The 24993-nt window shown below is 71.9% G+C and carries 24 protein-coding genes and 2 pseudogenes; 10 read left to right on the top strand and 16 right to left on the bottom strand.

Translation table 11 applies throughout. From position 1 onward, the window contains the following. Positions 1-155: 155 nt before the first annotated feature. Complete coding sequence (locus tag ACWDY5_RS19730) at positions 156-1196, bottom strand: LacI family DNA-binding transcriptional regulator (protein WP_449723630.1); 1041 nt, start codon at positions 1194-1196, stop codon at positions 156-158. Positions 1197-1328: 132 nt separating this feature from the next. Here ACWDY5_RS19730 and ACWDY5_RS19725 point away from each other — a divergent pair, with 132 nt between their 5' ends. After that, entirely contained in the window at positions 1329-2024 is a 696-nt protein-coding gene (locus tag ACWDY5_RS19725; protein ID WP_449723629.1) for a PP2C family protein-serine/threonine phosphatase, read from the top strand. A gap of 34 nt (positions 2025-2058) precedes the next feature. Here ACWDY5_RS19725 and ACWDY5_RS19720 read toward each other — a convergent pair whose 3' ends face one another. Continuing rightward, positions 2059-3918, bottom strand: a complete 1860-nt coding sequence (locus ACWDY5_RS19720) for a Na+/H+ antiporter (RefSeq protein ID WP_449723628.1) — start codon at positions 3916-3918, stop codon at positions 2059-2061. A 51-nt stretch (positions 3919-3969) separates the two neighbouring features. Between ACWDY5_RS19720 and ACWDY5_RS19715 the strand changes: the two genes are divergently transcribed. Next, entirely contained in the window at positions 3970-5148 is a 1179-nt protein-coding gene (locus tag ACWDY5_RS19715; RefSeq protein ID WP_449723627.1) for an AAA family ATPase, read from the top strand. 15 nt (positions 5149-5163) lie between these two features. Here the strand turns inward: ACWDY5_RS19715 and ACWDY5_RS19710 are convergent, their stop codons facing one another. Beyond that, positions 5164-6456, bottom strand: coding sequence for a tetratricopeptide repeat protein (locus ACWDY5_RS19710; RefSeq protein WP_449723626.1), 1293 nt, complete (start codon positions 6454-6456; stop codon positions 5164-5166). Positions 6457-6552: 96 nt separating this feature from the next. On the opposite strand from ACWDY5_RS19710, the gene ACWDY5_RS19705 reads away from it, so the two are divergent. Next, positions 6553-6981 (top strand): HIT family protein, encoded by a 429-nt coding sequence (locus ACWDY5_RS19705; RefSeq protein WP_283659474.1) that lies wholly within the window; start codon positions 6553-6555, stop codon positions 6979-6981. Between the two features lie 10 nt (positions 6982-6991). Beyond that, a complete protein-coding gene (gene secA2, locus ACWDY5_RS19700) occupies positions 6992-9271 on the top strand; it encodes an accessory Sec system translocase SecA2 (protein ID WP_449723625.1) in 2280 nt (759 codons plus the stop codon). Here secA2 and ACWDY5_RS19695 read toward each other — a convergent pair. The 4 genes from ACWDY5_RS19695 to ACWDY5_RS19680 are packed head-to-tail and all read right to left on the bottom strand — an operon-like array spanning position 9249 to position 11627. Continuing rightward, positions 9249-9803, bottom strand: coding sequence for a dihydrofolate reductase family protein (locus ACWDY5_RS19695; RefSeq protein ID WP_449723624.1), 555 nt, complete (start codon positions 9801-9803; stop codon positions 9249-9251). The genes secA2 and ACWDY5_RS19695 overlap by 23 nt on opposite strands. Before the next feature lie 58 nt (positions 9804-9861). Next, entirely contained in the window at positions 9862-10881 is a 1020-nt protein-coding gene (locus tag ACWDY5_RS19690; RefSeq protein ID WP_449723623.1) for a LacI family DNA-binding transcriptional regulator, read from the bottom strand. A 30-nt stretch (positions 10882-10911) separates the two neighbouring features. After that, the gene (locus ACWDY5_RS19685) at positions 10912-11454 is read right to left on the bottom strand and encodes a DUF305 domain-containing protein (RefSeq protein ID WP_449723622.1); all 543 of its coding nucleotides are present in this window, start codon (positions 11452-11454) and stop codon (positions 10912-10914) included. Then, entirely contained in the window at positions 11451-11627 is a 177-nt protein-coding gene (locus ACWDY5_RS19680) for a hypothetical protein (protein WP_449723621.1), read from the bottom strand. The genes ACWDY5_RS19685 and ACWDY5_RS19680 overlap by 4 nt, the downstream gene beginning before the upstream one ends. A gap of 611 nt (positions 11628-12238) precedes the next feature. On the opposite strand from ACWDY5_RS19680, the gene ACWDY5_RS19675 reads away from it, so the two are divergent. Further along, positions 12239-12508, top strand: a complete 270-nt coding sequence (locus ACWDY5_RS19675) for a hypothetical protein (RefSeq protein ID WP_449723620.1) — start codon at positions 12239-12241, stop codon at positions 12506-12508. 1 nt (position 12509) lies between these two features. Here the strand turns inward: ACWDY5_RS19675 and ACWDY5_RS19670 are convergent, their stop codons facing one another. The 3 genes and pseudogenes from ACWDY5_RS19670 to ACWDY5_RS19660 all read right to left on the bottom strand — a co-directional run bounded on the left by ACWDY5_RS19670 (position 12510) and on the right by ACWDY5_RS19660 (position 14709). Beyond that, positions 12510-12809, bottom strand: a complete 300-nt coding sequence (locus ACWDY5_RS19670) for a DUF1963 domain-containing protein (protein WP_449723619.1) — start codon at positions 12807-12809, stop codon at positions 12510-12512. A 247-nt stretch (positions 12810-13056) separates the two neighbouring features. Then, a pseudogene (locus ACWDY5_RS19665) lies at positions 13057-13212 on the bottom strand (DUF1963 domain-containing protein); the annotation flags it as partial. A 375-nt stretch (positions 13213-13587) separates the two neighbouring features. Continuing rightward, positions 13588-14709 carry an L-dopachrome tautomerase-related protein gene (locus ACWDY5_RS19660; RefSeq protein WP_449723618.1) on the bottom strand — a complete coding sequence of 374 codons (1122 nt, stop codon included), beginning with the start codon at positions 14707-14709 and terminating at the stop codon, positions 13588-13590. Between the two features lie 247 nt (positions 14710-14956). Here ACWDY5_RS19660 and ACWDY5_RS19655 point away from each other — a divergent pair, with 247 nt between their 5' ends. After that, on the top strand, positions 14957-15547 hold the full coding sequence (locus tag ACWDY5_RS19655) for a dihydrofolate reductase family protein (protein WP_449723617.1): 591 nt from the start codon (positions 14957-14959) through the stop codon (positions 15545-15547). 5 nt (positions 15548-15552) lie between these two features. Here the strand turns inward: ACWDY5_RS19655 and ACWDY5_RS19650 are convergent, their stop codons facing one another. From ACWDY5_RS19650 to ACWDY5_RS19640, 3 genes are all read right to left on the bottom strand, one after another. Continuing rightward, complete coding sequence (locus ACWDY5_RS19650; protein WP_449723616.1) at positions 15553-16515, bottom strand: LuxR C-terminal-related transcriptional regulator; 963 nt, start codon at positions 16513-16515, stop codon at positions 15553-15555. Between the two features lie 76 nt (positions 16516-16591). Further along, the gene (locus ACWDY5_RS19645; protein ID WP_449723615.1) at positions 16592-17701 is read right to left on the bottom strand and encodes a serine hydrolase domain-containing protein; all 1110 of its coding nucleotides are present in this window, start codon (positions 17699-17701) and stop codon (positions 16592-16594) included. A gap of 29 nt (positions 17702-17730) precedes the next feature. Continuing rightward, positions 17731-18864 (bottom strand): serine hydrolase domain-containing protein, encoded by a 1134-nt coding sequence (locus tag ACWDY5_RS19640; RefSeq protein ID WP_449723614.1) that lies wholly within the window; start codon positions 18862-18864, stop codon positions 17731-17733. A gap of 179 nt (positions 18865-19043) precedes the next feature. Here ACWDY5_RS19640 and ACWDY5_RS19635 point away from each other — a divergent pair, with 179 nt between their 5' ends. Next, a complete protein-coding gene (locus tag ACWDY5_RS19635; RefSeq protein WP_449723613.1) occupies positions 19044-19859 on the top strand; it encodes an alpha/beta fold hydrolase in 816 nt (271 codons plus the stop codon). Here the strand turns inward: ACWDY5_RS19635 and ACWDY5_RS19630 are convergent. Next, positions 19828-21345, bottom strand: coding sequence for an MFS transporter (locus ACWDY5_RS19630; RefSeq protein ID WP_449723612.1), 1518 nt, complete (start codon positions 21343-21345; stop codon positions 19828-19830). The genes ACWDY5_RS19635 and ACWDY5_RS19630 overlap by 32 nt on opposite strands. A 125-nt stretch (positions 21346-21470) precedes the next feature. On the opposite strand from ACWDY5_RS19630, the gene ACWDY5_RS19625 reads away from it, so the two are divergent. After that, positions 21471-21929, top strand: coding sequence for a carboxymuconolactone decarboxylase family protein (locus ACWDY5_RS19625; protein ID WP_449723611.1), 459 nt, complete (start codon positions 21471-21473; stop codon positions 21927-21929). After that, on the top strand, positions 21922-23301 hold the full coding sequence (gene pdxR / locus ACWDY5_RS19620; RefSeq protein WP_449723610.1) for a MocR-like pyridoxine biosynthesis transcription factor PdxR: 1380 nt from the start codon (positions 21922-21924) through the stop codon (positions 23299-23301). Before ACWDY5_RS19625 ends, pdxR begins: the two co-directional genes overlap by 8 nt. On the opposite strand, the gene ACWDY5_RS19615 is transcribed toward pdxR, so the two are convergent. Beyond that, entirely contained in the window at positions 23298-23645 is a 348-nt protein-coding gene (locus ACWDY5_RS19615; RefSeq protein WP_449723609.1) for a winged helix-turn-helix transcriptional regulator, read from the bottom strand. The two genes, pdxR and ACWDY5_RS19615, sit on opposite strands and share 4 nt — an antisense overlap. Between ACWDY5_RS19615 and ACWDY5_RS19610 the strand changes: the two are divergent. Further along, a pseudogene (locus tag ACWDY5_RS19610) lies at positions 23553-24086 on the top strand (SDR family NAD(P)-dependent oxidoreductase); the annotation flags it as partial. The gene ACWDY5_RS19615 and the pseudogene ACWDY5_RS19610 overlap by 93 nt on opposite strands. A 113-nt stretch (positions 24087-24199) precedes the next feature. Here ACWDY5_RS19610 and ACWDY5_RS19605 read toward each other — a convergent pair. Then, complete coding sequence (locus ACWDY5_RS19605) at positions 24200-24982, bottom strand: cyclase family protein (RefSeq protein WP_449723608.1); 783 nt, start codon at positions 24980-24982, stop codon at positions 24200-24202. Positions 24983-24993: the final 11 nt, after the last annotated feature.

The raw sequence follows: 24993 nt of genomic DNA, 5'->3' as shown, positions 1-24993 counted from the left end.
CGATCTCCTCTGACCGGCGGAGGGCGAAGCGGACTGTGAACGTGCACGGCCCCGCTCCGCAGGGTGAACCGCTCCGATGAAAGCGTATTCTTACGCGTGTTTCAAGGGCATGTCGGTTAGATTCTGTGAACGTGCACAGCCTGGCCCCGCACGCCTCAGGCCGACTCGCGGACGACGAGCTCGGTGGGCAGGATGACCGTGGCCGGTCCTTCGCCGTTGATCTCGGCCAGCAGCTGGCGGACCATCATCGCGCTGATGCGGTCCCATGGCTGCCGGATCGTGGTCAGCGGGGGCTGGGTGGTGACGGCGACCGAGGAGTCGTCGAAGCCGCCGACCGCGATGTCCTCGGGGACGCGCAGGCCGGCCCGCTCGATCGCGGCCAGCGCGCCCGCCGCCATCAGGTCCGAGGCGACGAAGACCGCGTCCAGATCCGGTGCCGTGGCCAGCAGTTCTCGCATGCAGGCCGCACCGCTGGCCCGGCTGTAGTCGCCGACCGCGACCAGCCGCTGGTCGTGGGCGATGCCGTGCTCGGCGAGCATCTCGCGGTAACCGTGCAGCCGGTCCAGGCCGCCGGGAGTGTCCTGGGGACCGGCGATGGTCGCGACGCGCTTGCGGCCGGTGTCGAGCAGGTGGCGCACCATGGTCTTGGCGCCTTCGCGGTCGTCGGAGGCGACGTAGGACAGCGCGCCGCGCTCGCCGAGTGGCTTGCCGCAGCAGACGAAGGGCAGGTTCGCCTGCCGGAGGTGGTCGATCATCGGGTTGCCGCGGTGCGAGGAGACCAGCAGCACGCCGTCGACGTGGTGCGCGGACAGGAAGGGCGCGATCCGGCGGCGCTCGTCCTCGGTGCCCGCGGTGATCAGGATGAGCGGCAGGTCGTGCTCGGCGAGTGCGGTGGTGCAGGCGCGCAGCAGGGTGGTGAAGTTGGGGTCCTCGAAGAACCGGTCCTGGGTCTCGGAGAGCAGGAAGGCCACCGAGCCGGCGCGCTGGGTGACCAGGCTGCGCGCGGCCCGGTTGACCACATAACCGAGTTTGCGGATCGCGGTGGTGACGGCTTCCTGAGCGGCCGGGCTGACGTTGTGGCCGCCTTGCAGGACGCGGGAGACGGTGCCGCGGGAGACGCCGGCATGCGCGGCGACGTCGTGGATGGTCGGCGGGCGTGCCGCTCGTGCTCGCCGTTGTGGCGCGGTGTCGGTCATCTGGCCTCATCCACTGTCGCTGCTGCCCATGATCGTACCGGCCCCGGTGACGGGACCTGCCTGCGACGAGGCCACAGCGAAGAGCTATCCCGCGCACAGCAAGTTCTTAGGAAACGGGGCCACGCTGGAGTCATGACCATGATGGAGAACCGCAGCCGCGTCCACTGGGAAACCGCCACCGACCCCGGCCACCGCAGGGTCAACGCCGACGCCGTGTCCGTGCGCCCTGGCTGGGAGGGCATGCAGCCCGTTCTCGCCCTGGCCGACGGCATCGGCGACACCGAGACCGCGGCCGACGCCGCCAGGGTCGCGGTCGCCGCCGCCACCGGCACCCTGCCCGCCCGCGGCCCCACCGAGGCCATCCTGGCCGCCCAGCGCGCGGTGCTCGAGCTGAGCCACACCGGCGACTGCGTGCTGGTGGTGGCCATGCCCTTCGCCGACCAGCTCGGCAGCGGCTACCGGATCGCCTGGGTCGGCGACGCCCGGGCCTACCGCTGGGACGGGCACACCCTGACCCGCCTGACCAGCGACCACACCGTGGCCGAGTACTTCCGGCGGCAGGGCATGGCCACCACGCCGAGGATGGAGCACATCGTGACCGCGAGCGTGCGCACCGGCCGGCCGAGGGACATCGGACTGGTGGAGACCCGCGAGGAGACCGGCCTGCTGCTGTGCAGCGACGGCGTCTACGGCGGTCTGGACCCGGCCACGATGACCGCGATCGTGGCCAGGCCATCCCGCTTCGGCCCCCGCGCCCAGGAACTGGTCGCGACCGCGATCGACCGGGGCGCCACCGACAACGCCACCGCCGTCCTGCTCACCCACTGACCCCACTTGGGGGCCATTGTGGACGGTGGGCGAGCTAACCCAGCGAGCCGTGCACGAAGCACCAGCGCCATTTCTCGCCCGGCTCGAAGCTGCGCATCACCGGGTGCTGGCTGTCGCGGAAGTGCCGGGTCGCGTGCTGGGCGGGGCTGGAGTCGCAGCAGGCGACGTGGCCGCAGGTCAGGCACAGGCGCAGGTGCACCCAGGTGGTGCCTTCGGCGAGGCAGTCCGGGCAGCCTTCCGCGGAGTCCGCTGGCACGTGGTAGGGCGCGGCCTTGAGGTGTTTGCAGGCCGCGGTGCTGGGCGGGGCCTTGAGCCAGCCGGCGGCGGGGTCGTTGACCAGCTGGGTTGATCTGTCCAACATGGACTCTTCGATGGCCAGCATGTCCAGCACCCTGCGCAGCACCACGTCGTCGGCCGCCTTCTGGTCGCGGGCCGCCAGCAGAGTGTCCATTTCGGACTCCAGCATGGCGCGGCGCAGGCGGCGGTAGGCGAAGCTCGGGGTTTCCAGGTCCTCGTCGGAGCGGCCGAGGGTCTCCCAGGCGGCGTTGACCCGGTTGCTCATCCGGGAGCGCAGGCGGTCCAGCACCTCCGGGGTGTCCTCGGGGCGGCGCTCCCGCTCCAGCCGCTCCAGGGCAGCGGTGGTCATGTTCTGCAGGAGCACCGCCTCCTGCAGGGCGTCCTGGGCCGGGTCGGGGGCGGGCAGCCGCAGCTTGCGGACCAGCCAGGGCAGGGTGCCGCCTTGCAGCAGCAGGGTGCCTGCCACCACCACGAACGCGGCCAGCACCAGCACCGGGCGCTGCGGGGTGTCCTCGGGCAGCACGAACACCGCGGCCAGGGTCACCACGCCGCGCATGCCGGCCCACGCGGTCACCGCGGAGTACCGCCAGCGCCAGGCCTTGCGGCCGAAAGCCTTGCGCAGCAACGTGATCCCGACCATCCAGAGGATCCGGCAGAGGATGGTCGCGAGCAGCACCATGGCGCAGGCCAGCACCAGGGTGCCCAGCGACAGGTCGGTGTCGCCGACCTCGGTGAGGATGCGGCGCAGCTGCAGGCCGATGAGCAGGAAGACCACGTTCTCCAGCAGGAACTGGATGGTCTGCCAGTTCACCGTGCCCGCGATCCGGGCCGCGCCGTTGAGCATCCTGGGCTCCCGGTGGCCCAGCATCAGCCCGGCGATCACCACCGCCAGCACGCCGGAACCGTGCACGGCCTCCGCGGCCAGGTAGGCGACGTAGGGCACCACCAGCGACATGCCGGTGTCGAAGACCGGGTCCTGCAACCGGGTGCGCAGCACACTGGCCACCTGGCCGACGAGGAGCCCGAGCAGCACGCCCGCGCCCGCCGCGAGCAGGAAGTTCCCGCCGACCTGCCAGAAGCTGACCGCGCCCGCCATGGCCGCGATCGCGGTGCGCAGCGCGACCAGCGCGGCCGCGTCGTTGACCAGGCTCTCGCCCTCCAGCACCCGGACGATGGTGCGCGGCAGGCCCACCTTGCGGGCCACCGCGGTGGCCGCCACCGCATCCGGCGGGGCCACCACCGCGCCGAGGGCGAAGGCCGCGGCCAGCGGCACGCCGGGGATGGCCAGCCAGGCCACCGCGCCGACGCCGAGGGTGGTGAACACGACCAGGCCGACCGACAGCAGTCCGATCGGGCCGCGGTTGGCCCGGAAGTCGATCAGCGAGGTGCGGATCGCGGTGGCGTAGAGCAGCGGCGGCAGCAGGCCGATGAGCACCACGTCCGGGTTGAGCGCGTAGTCAGGCACCCCCGGCAGGAAGGACAGCGCGACCCCGGCCACGATCAGGCACAGCGGGGCGGACAGGTTCAGCACCTTCGCCAGGAAGCTCACCGCGAGCACCGCGACGACCAGCCCGATGATCTCCAGCGCGATCTCCATGGGCAACAGCATGAACCACCGCTGTCAGGGTGGCGCGTTAGGTTCGCAGCCATGCTCCGCACCATCGCTGTCGAGAACTACCGGTCCCTGCGCGAGCTGGTGCTGCCCTTGCGTCAGCTGAACCTGGTCACCGGCGCCAACGGCAGCGGCAAGTCCAGCCTGTACCGGGCGCTGCGGCTGCTCGCCGACGCCGCGCGCAACGGCGCGGTGGCCGCACTGGCCAGGGAGGGCGGCCTGCAGTCCACCCTGTGGGCAGGGCCGGCGGTGATCGGCCGAGGAGTGCGCGAGGGCCGGTACGCGGTGCAGGGCACGGTGCGCAGGGAGCCGGTCGGGCTGCGGCTGGGCTTCGCCGGGGACGACTTCGGCTACGCGATCGACCTCGGCCTGCCCATCCCCGGCGAGACCGCGTTCGCGCTGGATCCGGAGATCAAGTCCGAGGCGGTCTGGCAGGGGCCGGTCTTCGCGCAGAAGAAGCTGTTCGCCCAGCGGCACAACGGGGCGGTGCTGCTGCGCGGGGCCACCGGGGCCTGGGGCGAGGACACCTTCCGGATCCGGCCCTATGACAGCCTGCTCAGCGAGTTCACCGACCCGAGGGTGGCGCCGGAGGTGGTGCTGCTGCGGGAGCGGATCCGGTCCTGGCGGTTCTACGACCACTTCCGCACCGACGCCGACGCCCCGGCCCGGCAGGCCCGGCTGGGCACCCGCACCCCGGTGCTCAGCCAGGACGGCGCCGACCTGGCCGCCGCGGTGCAGACCATCCTGGAGATCGGCGACCCGGACTCGCTCAGCCTGGCCGTCGAGGACGCCTTCCCCGGTTCGCAGCTCTCGGTGGGGCACGCCGACGGGCGGTTCGAGCTGTCCCTGCGCCAGCACGGGCTGCTGCGCCCGCTGCGCGCCGCCGAGCTCTCCGACGGCACGCTGCGCTACCTGCTGTGGGTGGCCGCGCTGCTCAGCCCGAGGGTGCCGGAGCTGTTCGTGCTCAACGAGCCGGAGACCAGCCTGCATCCGGACCTGCTGCCCTCGCTGGCCAGGCTGATCGTCACCGCGGCGAAGAACACCCAGGTCGTGGTGGTCTCGCACGCGCGGCCGCTGATCGCCGCGATCGAGGCGGGCGCCGAGGAGACCGGGGCCGACCTGGGCGCGGTGGAGCTGGTCAAGGAGCTGGGGGAGACCCGGATCGAGGGCCAGGGACGCCTCGACCGGCCCTCCTGGCACTGGCCGAAGCGCTAGTGTCCTGAGCCGGGCTCAGCCGGCCGGCCCGCGCGCGACCTGGATGGTCATGTCGATGAAGTCCAGGGTGACGTGGAAGGGCTTGTAGAAGCTGTGCGAGAGGTGGGCCAGCTGCTCGAACCCTTCGCGGCTGGGCCCGGACGGTGCGCCCGCGTAGCAGTAGGCGTCCCTGGCGACGGCGTTGCCGAGGCGGACCTCCTTCGGGTAGCAGGGGTAGACGGTGACCGCCTGGCCCCCGGCCGCGGTCTCCATCGGGCGGTCCTCGTCGACGCGGACGCCCAGCCGCTTGGCCGTCTCCTGGGGCATGGCCGCGACCGCCTCGCCGGTGCCGCCGATGTTCACCGCGACCACCCCGGGCCCGGAGCCCGCGACGCTGCCCCTGCTGAACAACAGGTGCTCCTGGGCCAGCCACAGCGGCAGGGGCTGGGCGCCGGCCCGTTCGGCCTCGGCGCGCGCCTTCCTGGCCGTCTCGGGGGTTCGGCGGCGCAGGATCAGCGACCGGCCCGCGTAGTCGATGGTGGCCAGGAAGTGGTACAGGATCCAGGTGCCGATCATGCCGTCGTCGGACTGCTCGCCGGAGTCCCCGTCCGACCAGCGCACCGGAATGTTGCGCAGCTCGATGCCGCCCAGTGCGAAGGAGTCCAGGATTCCGTAGTAGAACCAGAACGTCTTGCCGAGGTATTCGACCTTCTCCTTGGCCACGGCGCGCAGTCCGGCTTCCTCGGCCGCCTTCGCCGACACGCCCAGCGAGTCGACGCGGGTGTAGAAGGAGAACCGTTTCAGTGGTCCGCCGTTGAGTGAGGCTTCCACCTGCGGAATCGGGTCGAGCTGCACAAAGGGCGCCCGCCCGGTGTCGCCGTGGATCTGGTACGGCTCACCGCGGAAGGCCGCGAACAACGTGGCATAAGCCTGGTAGTCGGCTCCCTGCCAGTGCGGTGCGGCCAGGGCGAACTTGTCCTGCCTGGTGTGGCAGTCGGCCAGGAACCGGTGGGCTTCCCGGTCGCCCGGCGCCAGCGAGATGGCCGTCTTGAGGTATTTCTCGGCGTCGGGGAAATTGTTGGACAACAGCCCCACATAACCGCGTCGACGGGCGGCGTGCACGTTGCCGGGGTCCTTTCTCAGGATTTCCTCGTACGCCCGACCGGCCTGCTCGAAATGCCCGGCCTTGAACAGGGTGTCCGCGTCACCGCCGGGACTGGCCTGGGCTGTGGCGGGCTCGCCCAGCAGTGGCGCGGCCGTGGCGACGCCGGCCAGCGCGGCCATGGCCCGCAATGCCGTGCGCCGGTCCCATCTCCCGTGAGAGGTCATACCGCCAGTCAAGTCAGCGCGGTGTTGCCGGCCCGTATGCGGATTCCGATACACCCGCGATATGCCCCCGCCCGGCGGGTTGGCGAGAATGGGCGCATGTCGACTCTGTTCTCCCGGATCATCGCCGGTGAGCTGCCCGGCCGCTTCGTCTGGCGCGAGGCGGAGGTCTCCGCGTTCCTGAGCATCGCGCCGCTGCGGCCCGGCCACACCCTGGTCGTGCCGCACGCCGAGGTCGACCAGTGGACCGCGGCCGACCCGGAACTGCTCGGTCGCTGTATGGCAATCGCACAGGTCATCGGGCAGGGTGTGCAGCGTGCGTGGGCGGCGCCGAGGGCAGGGCTGATCGTGGCCGGGTTCGAGGTTCCGCACCTGCACGTGCACGTGTCGCCAGTCTGGGACATGGACGATTTCGACTTCAGCCGGGTAGAGATGGAATCGGACGGCGCGAAGCTCGACGACGCGATGCACCGGCTACGGGTGGCCCTGCGCGAGCTGGGTCACGAGGAACACGTGCCTGCCGACTAGGGGCAGGCGGATGAGGGGGAACCCGGTGCGGCGGATGTTCTGGAAGCTGCTGCGTGGGAAGGCCGAGCGGGCGCGGTCCCGGTCGGCCAAGCTGGTCGTGGCCTCGGGCGCGCACGCCGAGTGGGCGGCCGGGTTCACCGACGCCGAGCTCACCTCGGCCGCCGCCGAGCACGTGGACGACCTGCTCAGGTTCCTCCCCATCGCCCGTGAGGCCGCCGAACGCTCGATCGGCGAGCGGCCCTTCGACGAGCAGCTGCTGGGCGCGGCCCGGATGCTGGCCGGGGACGTGGTGGAGATGGCCACCGGCGAGGGCAAGACCCTGGCCGGCGCGATCGCCGCGGCCGCCTTCGCGCTGCGCGGGCGCTCGGTGCACGTGGTCTCGGTCAACGACTACCTGGCCCGCCGGGACGCGGAGTGGATGGCCCCGCTCTATGAGCTCCTCGGCGTCTCGGTCAGCTGGGTCGGCTCGGTGTCCACCAAGGCCGAGCGCCGCGCCGCCTACGCCGCCCAGGTCACCTACGCCCCGGTCAGCGAGATCGGCTTCGACCTGCTCCGCGACCGGCTGGCCACCTCGGTGGCGGCCCTGGTCGCGCCGGACAACGACGTGGCCATCGTGGACGAGGCCGACTCGGTGCTGGTCGACGAGGCCAGGGTGCCGCTGGTGCTGGCAGGCGCCGCCGAGGGCGTGGCGCCCTCCCGCTCGATCACCGAGCTGGTCCGCACGCTGCGGCCGGGCGTGGACTTCACCGCCGACCAGGAGGGCCGCAACGTGGCCCTCACCGACGTCGGCGCGGCCGTGGTGGAAGCCTCCCTGGAGATCGACCTCTACTCCGAGGAGCACATCTCCAGCACGCTCACCCTGGTCAACCTGGCCCTGCACGCCCGCGTGCTGCTGGTCAAGGACGTGCACTACCTGGTCAAGGACGGCCAGGTGCACCTGATCAACGAGTCCCGCGGCCGGGTGGCCAACCTGCAGCGCTGGCCGGACGGCCTGCAGGCCGCGGTGGAGGCCAAGGAGGGCCTGGCCCCCAGCGAGTCCGGCGAGGTGCTGGACACCATGACCGTGCAGGGCTTCATCCGCCGCTACCGCACCGTCTGCGGCATGACCGGCACCGCCGTGGTCGCCGCCGAGCAGCTCCAGACCTTCTACAACCTGGAGGTCGCCGAGATCCCGCCGCACCAGCCGTGCGTGCGGGTGGACGAGCCGGACCGCCTCTTCGACACCGTCGAGGAGAAGGAGACCGCGATCGTCGAGCACGTGCTGGAGGTGCACGCCACCGGCCAGCCGATCCTGCTCGGCACCCTGGACGTGGCCGAGTCCGAGCGCCTGGCCGAGCGGCTGCGCGCGGCCGGGGTCGAGTGCACGGTGCTCAACGCCAAGAACGACGCCAAGGAAGCCGCGATCATCGCCGAGGCCGGCACCTACGGCACGGTCACCGTGTCCACCCAGATGGCCGGGCGCGGCACCGACATCCGCCTGGGTGGCGCGGACCAGCGCGACGCCGAGCGGGTGCGGGAGACCGGCGGCCTCTACGTCATCGGCACCGGCCGCCAGCTCAGCCGCCGACTGGACGACCAGCTCCGCGGCCGCGCCGGACGGCAGGGCGACCCCGGCCGCTCGGTGTTCTTCGTCAGCCTCACCGACGAGCTGGTGCTGCGCTACGGCCCGGTGCGCAACGCGAAGATGATCGACCACCTGCAGCGGGTGGCCGACGCCGAGATGCTCACCATGCACAGCAACACCTGGCGCTACAACCAGCTGCTGGAGCACCAGCGCGACCAGCTGGCCAAGGAGCGCGAGGAGGTGCTGCGCACCGACCGGGCGCTCAAGGACCTGGAGGAGCCCTGCGCCGAGCGGCTCAAGGAGCTGCGCGCGCAGGACATCCCGGAGGAGGTCCTCATCGAGGCGGCCCGGCAGGTCACCCTGCACCACATGGACCGCTGCTGGGCCGACCACCTCGCGCTGCTGGCCGAACTCCGCGAGACCATCCACCTGCGGGCGCTGGCCAGGGAGAACCCGCTCGACGAGTTCCACCGGGTGGCCATCCCGGCCTTCCGCCAGGACCTGCCTGCCGAGCTGAAGACCAGGGTGGTGGAGACCTTCACCGCGGTGCCGATCACCGCCGAGGGCGCCGACCTGCCCGCGGCCGGGGTCATCCGGCCCACCTCCACCTGGACCTACATGGTGCAGGACAACCCCAGTGGCTCCGAGCTGGACCGCTCCATCGACGGCATCGCCAAGCTGATGCGCCGCCGCTCCGGCAAGGTCAGCGCACCGGCCGATACCTGAGCTGCACCACCCCGGAGGCGGCGAACTCGCGGCTGCCCAGAAACTCCAGCCGCTCCGGGCGCTCGGTGAACACCGGGCGCCCCGCGCCCAGCCGCAGCGGGTAGACCAGCAGCCGGTACTCGTCCACATAGGACGCCAGCGCGCGGGCCGTCTCGGCCCCGGCGAAGACCGCGATGTCCTTGCCCGGCTGGGCTTTCAGCTCGGTGATCTCGGCGTGCAGGTCCGCGCCGATCCGCCGGGCCGGGGTCCAGTGCAGCTCCGGCTCGCCCCTGGACAACACCAGCTTGGTGATCGAGTTCATCAGCCGGGTGTGCTCGCGGTCCACCGGCTTCTCGGTCGGTCCGTCGATCCAGTACTGGGCGAGCTCGCGGTAGGCGGTGTGGCCGAAGATCATCGCGTCGATGCCGCGCAGCTGCTCGGCCATCAGCTCCGACAGCTCCGGATCGTCCACCATGATCCAGTCCAGCTCGCCGTCCGGCCCGCACGCGAACCCGTCCAGGCTCATCGAGATCGACAGGTACAGCTTCCGCATGAGTCCTCCTCGCTCTGACGTCACTGTTGTGACTCCGGCGAGGGCGAAAACTCATCGGTCAGGCCGAGTCCCGGTGCACCAGGGTCGGCTCGAAGACCACCGCGGCCGGCGGCACCTCCGGGTTGTCCACCCTGGTCAGCACCTGTCTGGCCAGCTCTGCGGCCATGTCCTCCACCGGCTGGCGGACCGTGGTCAGCGGCGGCTCGCAGGCCAGCGCCGCGCTGCTGTCGTCGAAGCCGACCACGGCCACGTCCGCCGGCACCCGCAGCCCGTGCCGCCGCAGCACCGGCAGCGCGCCCTGCGCCATCAGGTCCGAGGCCACGAACACCGCGTCCAGCTCCGGCTCCGCCGCCAGCAGCCGACCCATCGCGTCGGCACCGCCGTCCCGGCTGAAGTCGCCCTCGGCGACCAGCGGCGCGGGCTGGCCCAGTGCGGTGAGGGTGTCCCGGAACCCGTGCAGGCGGCCCTGCCCGGCCGGCGCGTCCAGCGGTCCGGTGATGGTGGCGAAGCGGCGGCGGCCCAGCGCGTGCAGGTGCTGGGCGGCCAGCGCGCCGCCCGCGGCCTGGTCCACGTCCACGTGCGTGATCCGGGCCGGGGTCTGCGGTCTCCCGGCCAGCACCACCGGCAGGCGGGCCTTGACCAGCTGGCCGGGCAGCGGGTCCTGCGGGTAGGTGTGGATCAGGATCACCCCGTCCAGGCGGCCCTGGCGCAGGTCGGTGACCACCTGCTCCCTGGTGTCCCGGCCGGTCATCAGCAGCACCAGGTGCAGGCCGAGCGGGGTGAGCACACTGGTCACCCCGCTGACCACCCGGCCGAAGAACGGGTCGCCCAGGATCCGGCTCTCCTCGGGCAGCACCAGCGCGATCGCGTCCGCGCGCCGGGTGACCAGCGAGCGGGCCGCCAGGTTGGGCAGGTAGCCGGTCTCGGAGATGGCCCGCTCCACCGCCTGGCGCAGCGACTCGTCCACGCTGGCCTTGCCGTTGACCACCCTGGACACCGTCGCCCGCGACACCCCCGCGACCCGCGCCACGACCTCCAGGGTCACGCGGTCGGCCGAGGGACGGCGGGAGTCGGACACCTGATCTTTATACCGGCTCCCGCCGACCGCTCAGCCGCGTCCGAGCTGGTCCAACCGGGCGAGCTCGGCCTTGCGCCCCTCGCTCATCCGGCCCGCCGCCGCCTTGGTGGCCGAGTGGGTGAGCGAGCCCGCCGACCCGGCCACGGTGGCCGACTCGGTGAGGTGCGCGCGCAGCAGCCGGGCGAACTCTCGGTCGAAGTCCGGGGCCGCGGCCAGCGCGGTCAGCTCCGGCTCGGTCGGCATGCCGGGCATGTCGTGGCCCTCGTGGTTGTTCACGTAGGCCACCCTGGCCTGGCGCAGCAGCTCGTGCAGCGCGGCCAGCTCCGCCCGCCGGGCCGCGGCCAGATCCGTCGCCAGTTCCCGAAGCCCGGGCCCGGCCCGCCGCGCACCAGCGTCCAGCAGTTTCACCGCCTGGTCGTCGGTGGCGATGACCAGCTCGACGAAGGCGGTCTCAGCCGGCCCGAAGGCTCCCGCCGCCGTCGGCGAGGGCGTGGACGGCGGCGGGGCCTCCGCCCGCTGGGCACAGCCGGTCAGGCCGAGCACCAGCAGGACGGTCACCAGGACCCGCCTCATCCGGGCACGCCGGCGTGGTTGCACTTGACCACCGCGTGCAGGCAGGCCCGCACCCGGCGGTCCAACTCGGCGGCGGGCCAGACGTTGCAGAAGAGGCTCACGTGCCCGGCGTGCAGGCAGGACCAGCGCGCGATGTTGTGGTTCGGGCCGGTGGCCTTGGCGTTGCCCGCCACCACCTTCAGCTCGGCACCGCGACGTTGTCCTGGTACAACGTCGGCACCCAGTAGGAGCGAACAGGGCAGGGCGTCTCTTCGTCGTTGAAGAAGCCATTGCGGAACTCCCTCTCACTTGGCATCGGGCCCGACGCAAACGTGGGGAGAGAGCGCTCTCAATCCAGCACTATGGCGCTGGGTGGCGAAACCGGACAACCGCCGTTCGTATGAGAGGACAACAATCGGTAAGCGCTCTCCCCAGCCGCACTTGTCACCCCTTAGGTGCCGTTTGCCCGTGTCTCCTTGCCGCGCATTTCCGCTGCTACCTAGGATGTTGATCAACAGCAACGACTGGCCGAAGGGCGATTTCCCCGGTCAGCGGGGGGTTTCTGGCCGTCAGTGCGGACGGCACACAGTCGGGGTGCGAGGGAAGGAAGGGACCACGCATGGACGTGGACCGCTGGGCCGTGGAGGAGGCAGCCACACGGCTGGTCCGCACAGCGGGCAGATCGGCCTTACCCGGTGGCGGCGACGGCGCGCGCCCAGGTTGAGGGCGCGCGCCGTCGCCGCCATCGTCATCGGTCCCTCAGCTGAGGGAGCATTCAAGCCCGTTCGGTAGGAACTTTTCCAAGATGCCTTGGTCGCTGATTATCGTGCTCGTCATCCTCGTTGCGGGAGGTGCGCTGGTCCTCGTGCTGGGCCGGTTGCTGATCGCGGCCGATCAGGCCCTCGACCGGGCCCACCAGAAGATGCTCACCGGTGGACCCACCCGGTGGCACCGCATGGCGCATCATCCGCGCCGCTGGTTCGTGGTGCGTTGCCACCACTGTCTCACCGAGTTGATGGAGCAGCGGCGAATCCTGCGCGAGCAGCGGAAACTGGTCCCCGAGCCAGTGGACTGAGTCAGCCGCACTGCATGGTGCACCGAGCCGCCTCGAACCGGCCCGCGGCCAGGTCCTCGGCCCGGATCACCCAGTAGAGCATTCCGGCGTCACCCCAGCACATGTCGGCTTCCTCGCAACTGTCGATCTGGGCGAGCAGCACCCAGCGCGCCGCTTCCCCGGCGAAACCCGGGTCCTGCCAGGAGCCCGCGAGTTCCAGGGCGGCCAGCTCGTTCTCCACCGGACCCTGGACCGGCGCGGCGAAACCGCCGACCTGGTGGAACGGCCCGTTGTCCACCTCCCAGCGCAGCTCGCCGAACACGTCGGCGCCCGACCGCCCCGGACCCCAGGACCGTCCGCACGGCCTCGGCCAGCGTGGCTCCGCTCGCCGTCCGGGTCTGCTCCAGCAGGAGGTGCTCGCGCTCCGGGGCGGTCGCCACGACCTCGGCGACGAGGTCAACGCCCGGGTAGGGGTCGATGCCGGGCGGCGCCGTCCGTTCGGTGACCGCCGTGCCCGCCGGCACGAAGATCACCCGGCTGCCCTCGACGTCCTCGACCAGGGCCGGGTCGGGACAACCCGGCTGGCGTTCGCCGTCGAAGTAGAAGAACAGCAGCGTGCCCGTGGTCGGCAGCGGAATGCGCAGGAACTCGCGCGGTAGTACCGCGCAGTCCACCGAGGCGATGAAGTTGAGCGGCCCGTGGTCCGGCCAGCTCGGCCAGTCCACCTCGGGCGGCAGAGCCGGGTTCCCACCCAGCCGCGCCACCCGCGGCCCCGCTCCGGCGGCGGCGAGCCGGATGCCGGGCCGGAACAGCTCGATCCACGCCTCCGCCGCCTCAGCGGGCAGGCGGTCCCTGGCGAGTGCGCTGAGGCGGTCTTTCCACGTCGTCACGGCGCACAACGTATCCACGCGCACCGACAACCGCCGCGATCTCCCACTTGACGCATAGTTTCTGCCCTGCCGGCACGGGCACTGTCCTGGCCAGCGTCGGCGTCGGCGTGGCCTTACCCGGCGCCGCGGCCGCGGCCCCGGCCCAGGACAGGCCGCGCCCCCGCGCGCCGACCTGGCCAGGGGCCGGCCGATGAAGGCTTCCTCCACCGCCTACGCGGCCGCGCCGCCGGAGCTCGCGGTGGACACGCCGTGAGGCCGGACGGTGAACAGCTGGACCGGCCACCGGACGGCACTCTGCCCCTGGTGGAACAGGGCCACCCGGTCCAGCTGCGGCACCGGCAGCCAGATCCGCCCGCCCGGCTCGAGGAACGGCGCGTCCGTCCAATGCAGACGATCGTCCTGGACGACGGTGCTGATCCGGCCGTCCGGGGCGCGGCGCTTGAGCGCGTGCGCCACCAGGTCGGTGAAGTAGAGGTTCCCGTCGCCGTCCATGGCCGTGCCGCCCACCGCGGGCAGCTCCGCCCACGGCTCGACCGCGGCCGCGAGCCGCCCGGCGGAGACACCGGGATCGTCCAGCAGACGGGTCGGCACCCGGGACCACGGCCCGTGCAATGTGCCGTAGTAGAGCCACTTCCGGTCCGGGGACAGCTCCAGCGGATCGGCGTGCACCCGCAGCGGGTTGCCATCCGGCGCGCGCAACACCGCGCCGTCCAGCACCAGCGGCCGGTCGGTGGGCGCGACGGTGGAGGGGTGGTTGTCCAGCACCCGGCGGGCGAGACCCGTGGCGAGGTCCAGCACCACCAGGCCGGGGCGGCCCGCGTCGGTCAGGTAGGCGTGGCGGCCGTGGAACCGGACGTCGTCAAGGTAGCTGCCGGGCAGGGCGACCGAGCCGTCGAAGTGGTGGATCCAGCTGACCTCGTTGGTGGCCAAGGTGATCCGGACCAGCTTCGCGCCGCGGGGGAGTGGGTCACCGCCGAAGTCGGGCGAGCCGGTGTCCACCACCCACAGCGAACCCCGCCCGTCGTGGTGGATGGCGTTGACATTGACGAACTTCCGTCCGGGATCCTGCCCGGCCCGCCAGGAGTTCCACTCCGGGCTGGGATAGGGCCGGGGCGAGCCGTCCCGGTCCAGCCTGCCCAGCGCCGGACCGCGCGAGCCACTCCAGCGGGGACCGGAGACGAACACCCGCCCACGGTCGACGGCCACCGCGTTCCAGATCATCTCCGGGCTCTGCGCGGCGATGCGGAGAGCGGGCCGGGTGGTTGCCCCGGCGGTCGTGGCGGCCAGTGGGAGGGCCAGCGCGACCGCCAGCAGTACGGCGAGAAATCTCATGTGCCGCAAGATAAAGGGCAGGTGGTGGTTACCTGCAAGGACGGCAGGTCACCACGGGGTGACCAGGTCACCGGTCGGTGCCCGGCCAGTTGGGGAGGCAGCGCCACCGCCGCCACACCCGGCCGCTACCGCACGGTGCTGGTGCCCGCGGTTCCTCCCGGCCGGAATGGCTGCCCGGGGACCGATGAGTTTCTGCCGCGGCCCTGGTCCAACCCTGCGAAGACCTCGAACAGACAGGAGCAGGACCATGGCGAAGGTGATCGTCGGCGCGAGCATGTCCCTGGACGGCTACGTCTCCGGGCCGGACAACTCCGGCTTCGACCAGCTGTTCCGGTGGTGCCACACCGGTGACATCGAGATCACCACCACCAACCCCGAGCTGTCCTTCAAGCTCACCGAGACCAGCGCCGCCCACGTGCGCGGCCAGATCGAGGGCTACGGGTCGATTGTGTGCGGCCGTGGCGTGTTCGACCAGACCGGCGGCTGGGGCGGCCTGCACCCGATGGGCTGCCCGGTGGTGGTGCTCACCCACCAGGTGCCCGAGGGCTGGCAGCGGGAAGGGGAGAACTTCCTCTTCGTCACCGAGGGCATCGAGGCCGCCATCGCCAAGGCCAGGGAACTTGCCGGTGACAAGATCGTGGGTGTGGCCGCGGGCACCATCGGCAGCCAGGCCCTGGCCGCGGGGCTGGTGGACGAGCTGTGGGTGGAGCTGGTGCCGGTGGTGCTCGGCGGCGGCACCCCGTACTTCCAGTCGCTGGGCACCACGCCGGTGGACGGGCCGTTCTCGGTGGCGCAGGGCATCGGCGTGACCCACCTGAAGTACCGGGTGGTGAAGTAGCCGCCTCAGAGCCAGCCGCGCCGCGCCGCCTGCACCCCGGCCTGGAACCGGGTGGTCGCGCCGAGCCGCTCCTGCAGGACGGCCACCCGGCGGACCACCGTGCGGCGAGACAGGTTCAGCCTGCGCGCGATCGCGTCGTCGGTGGCGCCGATGGCCATCAGGGTGAGGATCTGGCGGTCCCGGGGATCCTCGGGGGCGTCCACCCCGGCCGCGGAGACCGGGACCGCCAGCTTCCACAGCGTCTCGAAGGTGTTGGACAGCGCGGTGAACAGGCTGGAGGTCCGCACCAGCAGCGCGACCACGCCGGGACCGCTGTCCGCCTCCAGGGTCACCACGGCCAGCTCGTCGTCGCCGATCACCAGCTTCATCGGCAGGTCCTCCATGGTGCGGGCCTGCTCACCCGCGGTCACCATGTCCGAGATGTCCGGCACGGTGGTGTCGCTGAAGGCCGCCTCGTAGTAGATCGTGCGGTAGGCGACCCCGGCGGCCATCCGCTCGTACTGCAGCTTCTCCTGGGCGACGTAGTAGGAGGGCGGGGCGAAGTACGGCGGCCGGTCGATCACCCGCACCTCGCGCCGCGCGGCCCGTTGCAGCTGCTGCATGGTGGCCAGGATCTGGTCGGTGTCGCTGATCACTTCCAGCGGGCCGTAGTTGCCGTTCTCCTTGCGGGCGAAGCGAAACAGCCGCTCCAGCTCGGTGCCGGTGCGCCGCAGCTCGGCCCGGCGCACCGCATCGCGCTGCAGGAAGGACTCGGTGATCTCGGTGGGGGAGTTGGCCTCCCACGCGGTGCCCTCCAGGTTGAGCGCCACCGCGATGCGCAGCCCGGCCAGCTCGTGCAGCACCTGGCGCACCCGCTCGGCCTCGATGCCGGTCTCGGCGGCCAGCGCGCCGACCGTGGTGCGTGGCAGCGCGACCAGCGCGCGGTAGACCTGGCCGTGTTCGGTGGCGGGGTCCAGCGCCTCCAACACCGTCCACCCCCGTCGCGTCCCCGAGCCCCGGACCGGACCATAGGAGCCGGGGACGCCGACGGTCAACCTGGGTAGCTCAGGCACACAGAGTCGCGGCCATGGTGTCGTCGTTGAGCTTGAGACCGCCGTTGCTCATCGGGGTCACACTGCTCAGCACCACCGACTGCTTGCCGCTCTCGGTGGCGAAGCCGAACGTGGTGTAGCCGGCCATCGCGCCGTTGTGCCCGTAGGCGCTGACCCCGCAGGGCAGATCGATCTTGGCCAGGCCGAGCCCGTAGAACCCGCCGGGGAACGGCTTCTTCATCTCCTCCAGCTGCGCGGGCGGCAGCAGCTTGCCCTTGAGCAGCAGGTCGAGGAACTTCGCCACGTCCACCGCGGTGGAGTACATCGCGCCGGCCGCCCAGGCCAGGGTCGGGTCCTGCGAACGGCTGTCGATGCGCACCGGCACCAGCGGCACCGCCACGTAACCGGTCACGTACGGCGCCGGCATCAGCTGCTGGCCCGCGGTCTGCAAACCGGTGTTGGCCAGCCCGTGCGGAAGCAGGATGCGCTCGGCGATCTCCTGGTTCACCGTGCGCCCGGTGACCCGCTCGATGAGCAGGCCGAGCAGGATGTAGTTGGTGTTGGAGTAGCTGTACTTGCTGCCGGGCGGGAACAGCGAGTTCTGGGACAGCCCCGACTTGGCGTGGTCGAGCACGTTCCAGGTGCGCCACCAGTTCGTCGGCAGCGCCACGATGGTGTTGAGGTACTCGCCGATGCCGCTGGTGTGCTGCAACAGGTTCCGCACGGTGATCTTGGTGTCGTCGTGCGTGGTGCCGGTGGCCAGACCGGGCAGGTAGGCGCCGAAACCGGTGTCCAGCCCGACCTTGCCCTCGGCGACCAGCTGCAGGACCACGGTGGAGACGAACATCTTGGTCAGGCTGCCGACGCGGAAGTGGTCCTGCTCGGTGATCGGCCGGTTCTCCTGCCCGGAGACCTTGCCCGCGTGCACCGACCAGTGTTCGCCGGTGCCGAGCTTGAACGCCGAGGAGCCCATCGCGCGGTGCTGGCCGACCAGCGCGTTGACCGCGGCCTGCGCGACGTCCTTGGCTGAGGTGGGCGCGGCGGTGGCGGCGCCGGTGGTGGTGGCGGCCACCGCGACGGTCAGCAGGACCGCGCCGCGCCGCAGCAGAGTGGGGAGAGACATGTGCGGTATTCCTTCTGTCGCAGGGAGGTTCAGCGGTCGCAGAGCGCGGTCTTCACGGCTTCGACCAGCTGGCTGGCCGGGGTGCCGGAGGAGGAGGCGCCGGCCAGCTCGGCCGGGTCCAGGTTGTTGACCGTGGCGAACGCGGCGCGGCCGCCGGTGGTGGCCGCGGCCATGGAGTGGTAGCCCGGCCAGACGCCGTCGTGGCCCCAGGCCTCGCCGCCGCAGGGCAGCGGGATGCGCATGATGCCCATGCCGTACTCGGGGGCGTTCGGGCCGGTGTACGGGGTGAGCATCTCGGCCAGCCGCGCCGGTGAGACGATCTTGCCGCCGAGCAGGCTCTGGTAGAACTTCGTCGCGTCCGCGCCGCTGGTCACGATGCCGCCGCTGGACCCGCCGAGGCTCGGCTCGAACACCTGGGTGACGTCGACGTAGAGGCCGCGGCCGATGTAGCCGCGCACGTGCCCTGGCGGCAGCGCCTTGGTGCCAGCCGGGACGAAGGTGTTGGTCAGGCCGAGCGGGGTGACGATGCGGGTGGCCAGCTCCTCGGGGTAGGTCCGCTTGGTCACCGCCTCGATGATCATGCCGAGCAGGATGTAGTTGGTGCCGGAGTAGCGCCAGCCCTGGCCAGGCGCGAAGTAGGGCGGGTTGGCCAGGCCGAGCGCGGCCACCTGGGCCAGGGTGAACTGGCGCAGCTGGAGCTGCGGGTTGGTCAGCGCCACGGTGACGTAGTCGTAGATGCCGCTGGTGTGGTTGAGCAGCTGGCGCAGGCTGATGGTGTTGCCGTCGTAACCGTTGCCCTGCACCACACCCGGCAGGTACTGCTCCACCTTGGCGTCCAGGCTGAGCTTGCCCTCATCGACCAGCTGCAAGATCATCGCGGCGGTGAAGGTCTTGGCCAGGCTGCCGGTGCGCACCTTGTGCTCCGCGCCGACTGGCAGGTTCTGCCCCAGCATCCGGGTGCCACTGGTGACGCTCCACATGGTCTCGCCATCACGCACGGTCGCACCGCCGCCGATCGCGGCCCGGCTCAGCCGGTGCTGGTCCACCGCGGCCTGGGTGGCCGCGTGCGGCTCGGCGGCCACCGCGGCCGGCGCGGTCAGCCCGCCCACCGCGGCCAGCACGACCACCCCCACGCCGAACCGGCGCAGCTTCGTCCTCGACATATCCCTGTCCTGTCTGTAGTCAGCGGTGGCCGGACGGCCCGGCCCCCTTGCGAGGCCGTCCGGCAAGGCAGATTCTGGCCAGGGAACCGGGGTCAGCGGGGTGGTTCTGCCTGTCGCAGGTGGGCAATGGCCCAACTACGCCAGTAGTCTCGCCGCCACCTCGGTGGCAGGAGGTTCCCGTGGAACTAGTCGACGTGTACGTGCCGACCGTGCTCGGCCGCCTGCGGATCCGCCAGGCAGGCGCCGGTCCGGCCATGCTGTGCTGGCCCAGCCTGCTGATGGACAGTGCACTGTGGACAGCCCAGGCGGAGTACTTCGCCGGCACCCGCCAGGTCGTGCTCATCGACCCGCCCGGCCACGGCGCCAGCCAGCCACTGACCCGCGAGTTCACCTTCGAGGAGTGCGCCACCTGCGTAGTGCAGATCCTGGACCACCTGGGCCTGGCGCGGGCCGACTTCGTGGGCAACTCCTGGGGCGGCATGATCGGCGGCACCTTCGCCGCCCGGCACCCGGACCGCATCGGCGCCGCGGTGCTGATGAACTGCACCGCCTCCCCGGCGGGCCTCCGCCAGCGACTGGAGTACGCCCTGCTCACCAGGATCGCCAGACTGATGGGCGGCATCCGCGCCCCACTGGTCCCCTCGGTGATCGGCGCCTTCCTCGGCCCCACCTCCCGCCGCACCAGACCACACGCCGTCGCCGCCATCCGCGCCGCCCTGACCAGGGCGAACGTCAGCTCGGTGACCTGGGCGGTGACCAGCGTGGTGCCGCGCCGCCCGGACCAGCGCGGCCTGTTCGGCCTGATCCGCACCCCGGTGCTGGTGGTCGCGGGAGTGGAGGATCCGACCTTCCCGGTGGCCGAGACCCGGGCCATGGCCGATGCGATTCCCGGCGCGCGTTTCGTGGTGCTGGACAACGCCGCGCACCTGGCCGCGCTGGAGGTGCCGGAAACGGTGAACTCGCTCATCGACGGGTTCCTGCGGGCGCAAGACTGAGCAGGAGCGCGAGCGCGCCGATCCCGGCCGCGGCGGTGAAGATCAGGCCGAAGTCCTCGCCGAGCGCGGTCAGTCCGGCCAGGCCGAGCGCGCCACCGACCTGGCGGGTGGTGTTGATCAGCCCGCTGGCCAGGCCGGTGTCGGTGGCGGGGACGTTCGCGCTGGCCAGGGCGGTGAGCTGAACGAAGGCGAAGCCCAGGCCGAGGCCGGTGAGCAGGGAGGGGCCGAGCAGATCGGCGAGGAACTCGCCGTTGGCCGGGGCGCGGCCGAACCAGAGCAGCCCGGCGGTGACCAGGGCGAGCGCTGCCGGAAGGAGGGCCGGTGCCGCCCAGGCACGCAACCCGCCCCGCGCCCCCCTGCCGCTTCGGGCCCCGCTGTCGCCACCCGCCCCGCTTCCGCCACCCGCCCCGCTTCCGCCACCCGCCCCGCTTCCGCCACCCGCCCCGCTTCCGCCACCCGCCCCGTCTCGGCTCCGCGCCCCGCTTCCGTCGCTCCCGGCCAGCGCTGTCCGCCCGCCGCTCCCGGCCTGCTCGCTCCGCCCGGCCCGCCCCACCCAACCCGCCACCGCCGAGCCCAGGATGATCGCCCCCGCCAGCGGCAGCTGCGTCAGCCCGGCCACCAGCGCCGAGTACCCCAGCACCTGCTGCTGGTACAGCGGCAGGAAGAAGAACAGGCCCACCCACAACCCGCCCAGCACCAGCATCACCAGGTTCGCCAGTCGGACCGACCGGATCCGCACCACCCTGGGCGCGACCAACGGTTCCGCCACCCGCCGCTGTGCCAGCACGAACACCGCCAGCAACCCTGCCCCGACCGCCAGTCCTACCCAGCGTGCCACCCCCGAGGCAGCCAGACCGTAGGTCAGTGCCACCAGCCCACCGGTCACGCTGACTGTGCCGAGCACGTCCAGCCGCCCGCCGTTGCCTGGCTGGTCCACCGGCACCACCCTCGGCACCGCCAGCACCGTCACCACCCCGGCGGCCCCGATCAACACGAAGATCGACCGCCAGCCGCCCAGCTCGGTCAGCACTCCGCTGAGCAGCACCCCGGCCGCGCCGCCCGCCCCGGACACCGCGCCCCACACGCCGAGCGCCCGCCCGCGTGCCGCCGGTCGCGGGTAGTGGGTGAGCACCAGGGCCAGCGCGGCCGGGGCCAGCAGGGCCGCGCCGACGCCCTGGGCCGCCCGTGCGCCGATCAGCACCGCCGGTGACCAGGCCAGTGCCGCGACCAGCGCTGATGCGGTGAAGATCGCCAGTCCGGCTTGCAGCACTCGGCGTCTGCCTGCCAGGTCGGCGAGGCGTCCGCCGGGGAGCAGCAACGCGCCGAAGGCCAGGCCGTAGGCGTTGACCACCCAGGACAGCCCGGCCGGGTCCAGGCCCAGTCCGGTGCGGATCGCGGGCAGGGCCACGTTCACGATCGAGGTGCTCAGCACGACCAGGAACTGCGCGGTCGCGAGCACGACCAGGGGACCAGTTCTGCTGGTCATGACCACCTCCGGGAAAGTGTGAGTAATTAATCACTCACACTTTGCGGAGTCAAGCCGACTGGTACAGGGAATCGGTCGTCAACCGGTACAGCGGACAGGGGCTGACCGGGCCTAGCGTGGGGCTCGTGACCGAACGAATCGCGCTCAACACCGGAATCCCCGCCGCCTACAAGTCCCTGCTGGAAACCGCCGGACACGTCGCCAAGGCCGCCCGCGAGGCCGGTCTGGACGCCAAGGTCCTGGAACTGGTCAAGATCCGCGGCTCGCAGCTCAACGGCTGCGCCTTCTGCATCGACCTGCACACCAAGGAGGCGCTCAAGCAGGGGGAGAGCGAACGCCGGATCTTCCTGCTCAACGCCTGGCGGGAGACCGAGCTGTTCACCGAGCAGGAGCGCGCCGCGCTGGAGCTGACCGAGCAGGTCACCCGGCTGGCCGAGACCAGGGAGGTGCCCGAGGAGATGTACCGGCGCGCCACCGCGGTGTTCACCGAGGAGGAGTACCAGGCGGTGATGTGGATGATCGTGGTGATCAACGCCTACAACCGGCTCGCGGTGCCCAGCGGCCGGAAGCTCCCGGATGCGTGATCCCGGCCTGGACCTGCACCTGGGCGGTATCCGCCGCGGCCAGGGCGGGGTCGGTCGCTCACTGGAGGAAGCGCTGCGCGAGGCGGTCCGCTCCGGCCGCCTCGCGCCCGGCGCGCGCCTGCCCGGCAGCCGCAGGCTCGCCGCGGACCTGGGACTCGCCAGGGGCACGGTGGTGCAGGTCTACACCCAGCTCATCGCCGAGGGCTGGCTGACGGGCAGCGGCGGCTCCAGCACCCGCGTAGCGCCTGGGACTGACGCCGCCGCCGTCCCGCCCACCACGCCAGTACCGTCCACTTTGGACCTGAGGCCTGGCCGCCCGGACATCAGCGCCTTCCCGCGTACCGCGTGGGCCGCCAGCATCCGGCGCGCGCTGAGCACCGCGGGCCGGACGGACTTCGACTACGGCGCTCCCGGCGGCCTGCCCGGGTTGCGCGCGGCTCTCGCCGACTACGTGGCCCGCACCCGCGGCGTGCGCGCCGACCCGGACGCCGTCGTGGTCACCTGCGGCTTCAGCCACGGACTTGCCGTGCTGGCCAGGGTGTTGCGGGAGCTGGGCATCGGCACCATCGCCACCGAGAACCCCAGCCTGCCCTGGCACCGCCAGTGGCTGACCGCGGCCGGTCTGGCCACCGCCCCGCTCACCGTGGACGCCCACGGCGCGGACCCCGCTGACCTGTCGAGCGAAGCCCGCGCCGCGCTGCTCACGCCCAACCACCAGTTCCCCAAGGGCTGTGTGCTCACCCCGGCCCGCCGCAAGTCCTTTGTGGACTGGGCGAACCGGGTCGACGGCTACCTGATCGAGGACGACTACGACGGCGAGTTCCGCTACGACCAGCGCCCGGTCGGCGCACTCCAGGCGCTGGCCCCGGACCGGGTGGTCTTCGCGGGCAGCACCAGCAAGACCATGGCCCCTGGCGTGCGGATCGGCTGGCTGGTGCTGCCACCGGCGCTGCGCCAACCCGTCCGCGACCAGCTGTTCGCACTGGGCGCGGCCGTCCCCTCGGTGGACCAGCTGGCCCTGGCCGACCTGATCGAGCAAGGCGACTACGACCGCCACATCCGCCGCGCCCGCCTGGCCTACCGCAGGCGCCGCACCGAGCTGGTCACCGCGATCGAGGCCGCGACACAGTCCACAGTGGACGGAGTCCCGGCGGGCCTGCAAACCCTGCTGCCACTGGAGTCCGCCGAACGCGAAGCCGAACTGGTCGCGGCCGCTCGCGCCAACGGCCTGCTCCTGCAAGGGATGCACGCCTTCGGCTACTGGCACGACCAGCCCGGAACCCCACCCGCCGCCCTGGTGTTCGGCTTCGCCACCCCCGCCCCGCACACCTGGCGCCGCACCCTGCAAGCCCTGCTGCACACCCTCCGCTAGACCGGCGATTGTGCTTGCCGCGCCTGAACTTCGTCGTAGCGGCGCTGGTTGTCGCCGATCTCGTGCCGGTGCGCGTCGGCCCATTCGCCAAGGCCCTCGGCCGCGTCCAGCAGGGTGCGGCCCAGTGGTGTGAGGGTGTACTCGACGCGGGGCGGAACGCTGGGGTGCGCGGTGCGGGTCAGCAGGCCGTCGCGTTCGAGCTGCCGCAGGGTGAGGGTGAGCATTCGCTGTGAGATGCCGGTGACCGCGCGGTGCAGCTCGCTGAAGCGCAGCGTCCGGTCGCGGAGCTGCCCGATGACTGGGATGGTCCACTTGTCGCCGACCAGGCCGAGGATCCGCAGCACCTGACGGCACGCCTGCTCATCCGTCGCGGCGGGTTCGCCCGGGTCGGGCTGATCGCCAGGAACGCCGGCACGCTCGACGGCCTGGTCGGCGAGCTGACCGGGCTCGGCGTGACCGCCGCGGCCTTTCCCGCCGACATCCGGGACCGTGCCGCGCTGACCGACGCGCTCGCCCAGGCCGGGCGAGCGCTGGGGCCGGTCGACGTGCTGGAGTTCAGCCCCAGCCCGACCGGTGCGATCACCGGCGCGGTGCGGACCACGGTCGCCTCCGCCACCGAGCAGTTCGAGCTGCACGTGCTCGGCGCGGTGACGGCGGTGGCGGCGGTGTTGCCGGACATGCGGGCGCGCGGCGCGGGCACCCTGCTGCTCACCACCGGCGTCTCCGCCACGGTCCCCGCCCCGTTCCTGGCCAACGTGGGCCTGGCCATGGCCGGACTGCGCAACTGGGCGCGCGCCCTGCACGCCGAGCTGCGGCCCGAGGGCATCCACGTGGCGACGGTGACGATCGCCTCCGGGGTCATCCCCGGCGACCCGGTCGCCGACCCGCGAGCTCCGGGTCAGGCCTCCGGGGTGTCGATGATGGCGACCGCCCGGGTCCAGCCGGCTGAGGCGCGGTGGACCTTGTGCGGGAAGCAGGAGATCTGGAAACCGGTGGCGGGCAGGGCTTCCAGGTTGTGCAGCTTCTCCAGGTGGCAGTAGCCGATGTCTCGGCCTGCTTTGTGGCCCTCCCAGATCACCGACGGGTCGCCCTCGGCGGCGTAGCGCTTGGCGGTGTGCACGAACGGGGCGTCCCAGCTCCAGGCGTCGGTGCCGGTGAGGCGGACGCCTTGCTCCAGCAGGTGCAGGGTGGCGGCGCGGCCGACGCCGCAGCCGGTGGAGACGTAGTCCGGCTGGCCGTAGCGGGTGCCCGCGCTGGTGTTGACCACCACGATCTCCAGCGGGCTCAGGGTGTGGCCGATCCTGGCCAGTTCGGCGTCGATGTCGGCCGGGGTCACCACGTAGCCGTCCGGGAAGTGCCGGAAGTCCAGTTTCACCCCGGGTTGCAGGCACCACTCCAGCGGGACCTCGTCGATGGTGATCGCCCGCTGCCCGCCGTCCATTGTGGACGCGAAGTGGTAGGGCGCGTCCAGGTGGGTGCCGCAGTGGGTGGTCATCCGCACCCACTCGATCGCCCAGCCCTCGCCGTCGGGCAGGTCCTCCTTCTTCGCACCGGGGAAGAAGGAGATGACGTCGCCCGCGGTCTCCTGGTGGTCCAGGTAGCTGATCTCCGGGGTGAAGCCGGGCGGGTCGGAGGCGATACCGCTCATCAGCGGGACCGAGATGTCGACGAAGGTGCGCATGCCGACATCAT

The organism is Crossiella sp. NPDC003009 (assembly GCF_053591555.1).
This window is presented reverse-complemented; position numbering and strand designations above follow the sequence as displayed.

Bases quoted from the DNA above. Each gene is read 5' to 3' on its own strand.
- ACWDY5_RS19730 (WP_449723630.1), bottom strand. From the start codon at position 1,196: ATGACCGACACCGCGCCACAACGGCGAGCACGAGCGGCACGCCCGCCG.
- ACWDY5_RS19725 (WP_449723629.1), top strand. From the start codon at position 1,329: ATGACCATGATGGAGAACCGCAGCCGCGTCCACTGGGAAACCGCCACC.
- ACWDY5_RS19720 (WP_449723628.1), bottom strand. From the start codon at position 3,918: ATGGAGATCGCGCTGGAGATCATCGGGCTGGTCGTCGCGGTGCTCGCG.
- ACWDY5_RS19715 (WP_449723627.1), top strand. From the start codon at position 3,970: ATGCTCCGCACCATCGCTGTCGAGAACTACCGGTCCCTGCGCGAGCTG.
- ACWDY5_RS19710 (WP_449723626.1), bottom strand. From the start codon at position 6,456: ATGACCTCTCACGGGAGATGGGACCGGCGCACGGCATTGCGGGCCATG.
- ACWDY5_RS19705 (WP_283659474.1), top strand. From the start codon at position 6,553: ATGTCGACTCTGTTCTCCCGGATCATCGCCGGTGAGCTGCCCGGCCGC.
- secA2 (WP_449723625.1), top strand. From the start codon at position 6,992: ATGAGGGGGAACCCGGTGCGGCGGATGTTCTGGAAGCTGCTGCGTGGG.
- ACWDY5_RS19695 (WP_449723624.1), bottom strand. From the start codon at position 9,803: ATGCGGAAGCTGTACCTGTCGATCTCGATGAGCCTGGACGGGTTCGCG.
- ACWDY5_RS19685 (WP_449723622.1), bottom strand. From the start codon at position 11,454: ATGAGGCGGGTCCTGGTGACCGTCCTGCTGGTGCTCGGCCTGACCGGC.
- ACWDY5_RS19675 (WP_449723620.1), top strand. From the start codon at position 12,239: ATGCCTTGGTCGCTGATTATCGTGCTCGTCATCCTCGTTGCGGGAGGT.
- ACWDY5_RS19660 (WP_449723618.1), bottom strand. From the start codon at position 14,709: ATGAGATTTCTCGCCGTACTGCTGGCGGTCGCGCTGGCCCTCCCACTG.
- ACWDY5_RS19655 (WP_449723617.1), top strand. From the start codon at position 14,957: ATGGCGAAGGTGATCGTCGGCGCGAGCATGTCCCTGGACGGCTACGTC.
- ACWDY5_RS19645 (WP_449723615.1), bottom strand. From the start codon at position 17,701: ATGTCTCTCCCCACTCTGCTGCGGCGCGGCGCGGTCCTGCTGACCGTC.
- ACWDY5_RS19640 (WP_449723614.1), bottom strand. From the start codon at position 18,864: ATGTCGAGGACGAAGCTGCGCCGGTTCGGCGTGGGGGTGGTCGTGCTG.
- ACWDY5_RS19630 (WP_449723612.1), bottom strand. From the start codon at position 21,345: ATGACCAGCAGAACTGGTCCCCTGGTCGTGCTCGCGACCGCGCAGTTC.
- pdxR (WP_449723610.1), top strand. From the start codon at position 21,922: ATGCGTGATCCCGGCCTGGACCTGCACCTGGGCGGTATCCGCCGCGGC.
- ACWDY5_RS19605 (WP_449723608.1), bottom strand. From the start codon at position 24,982: ATGCGCACCTTCGTCGACATCTCGGTCCCGCTGATGAGCGGTATCGCC.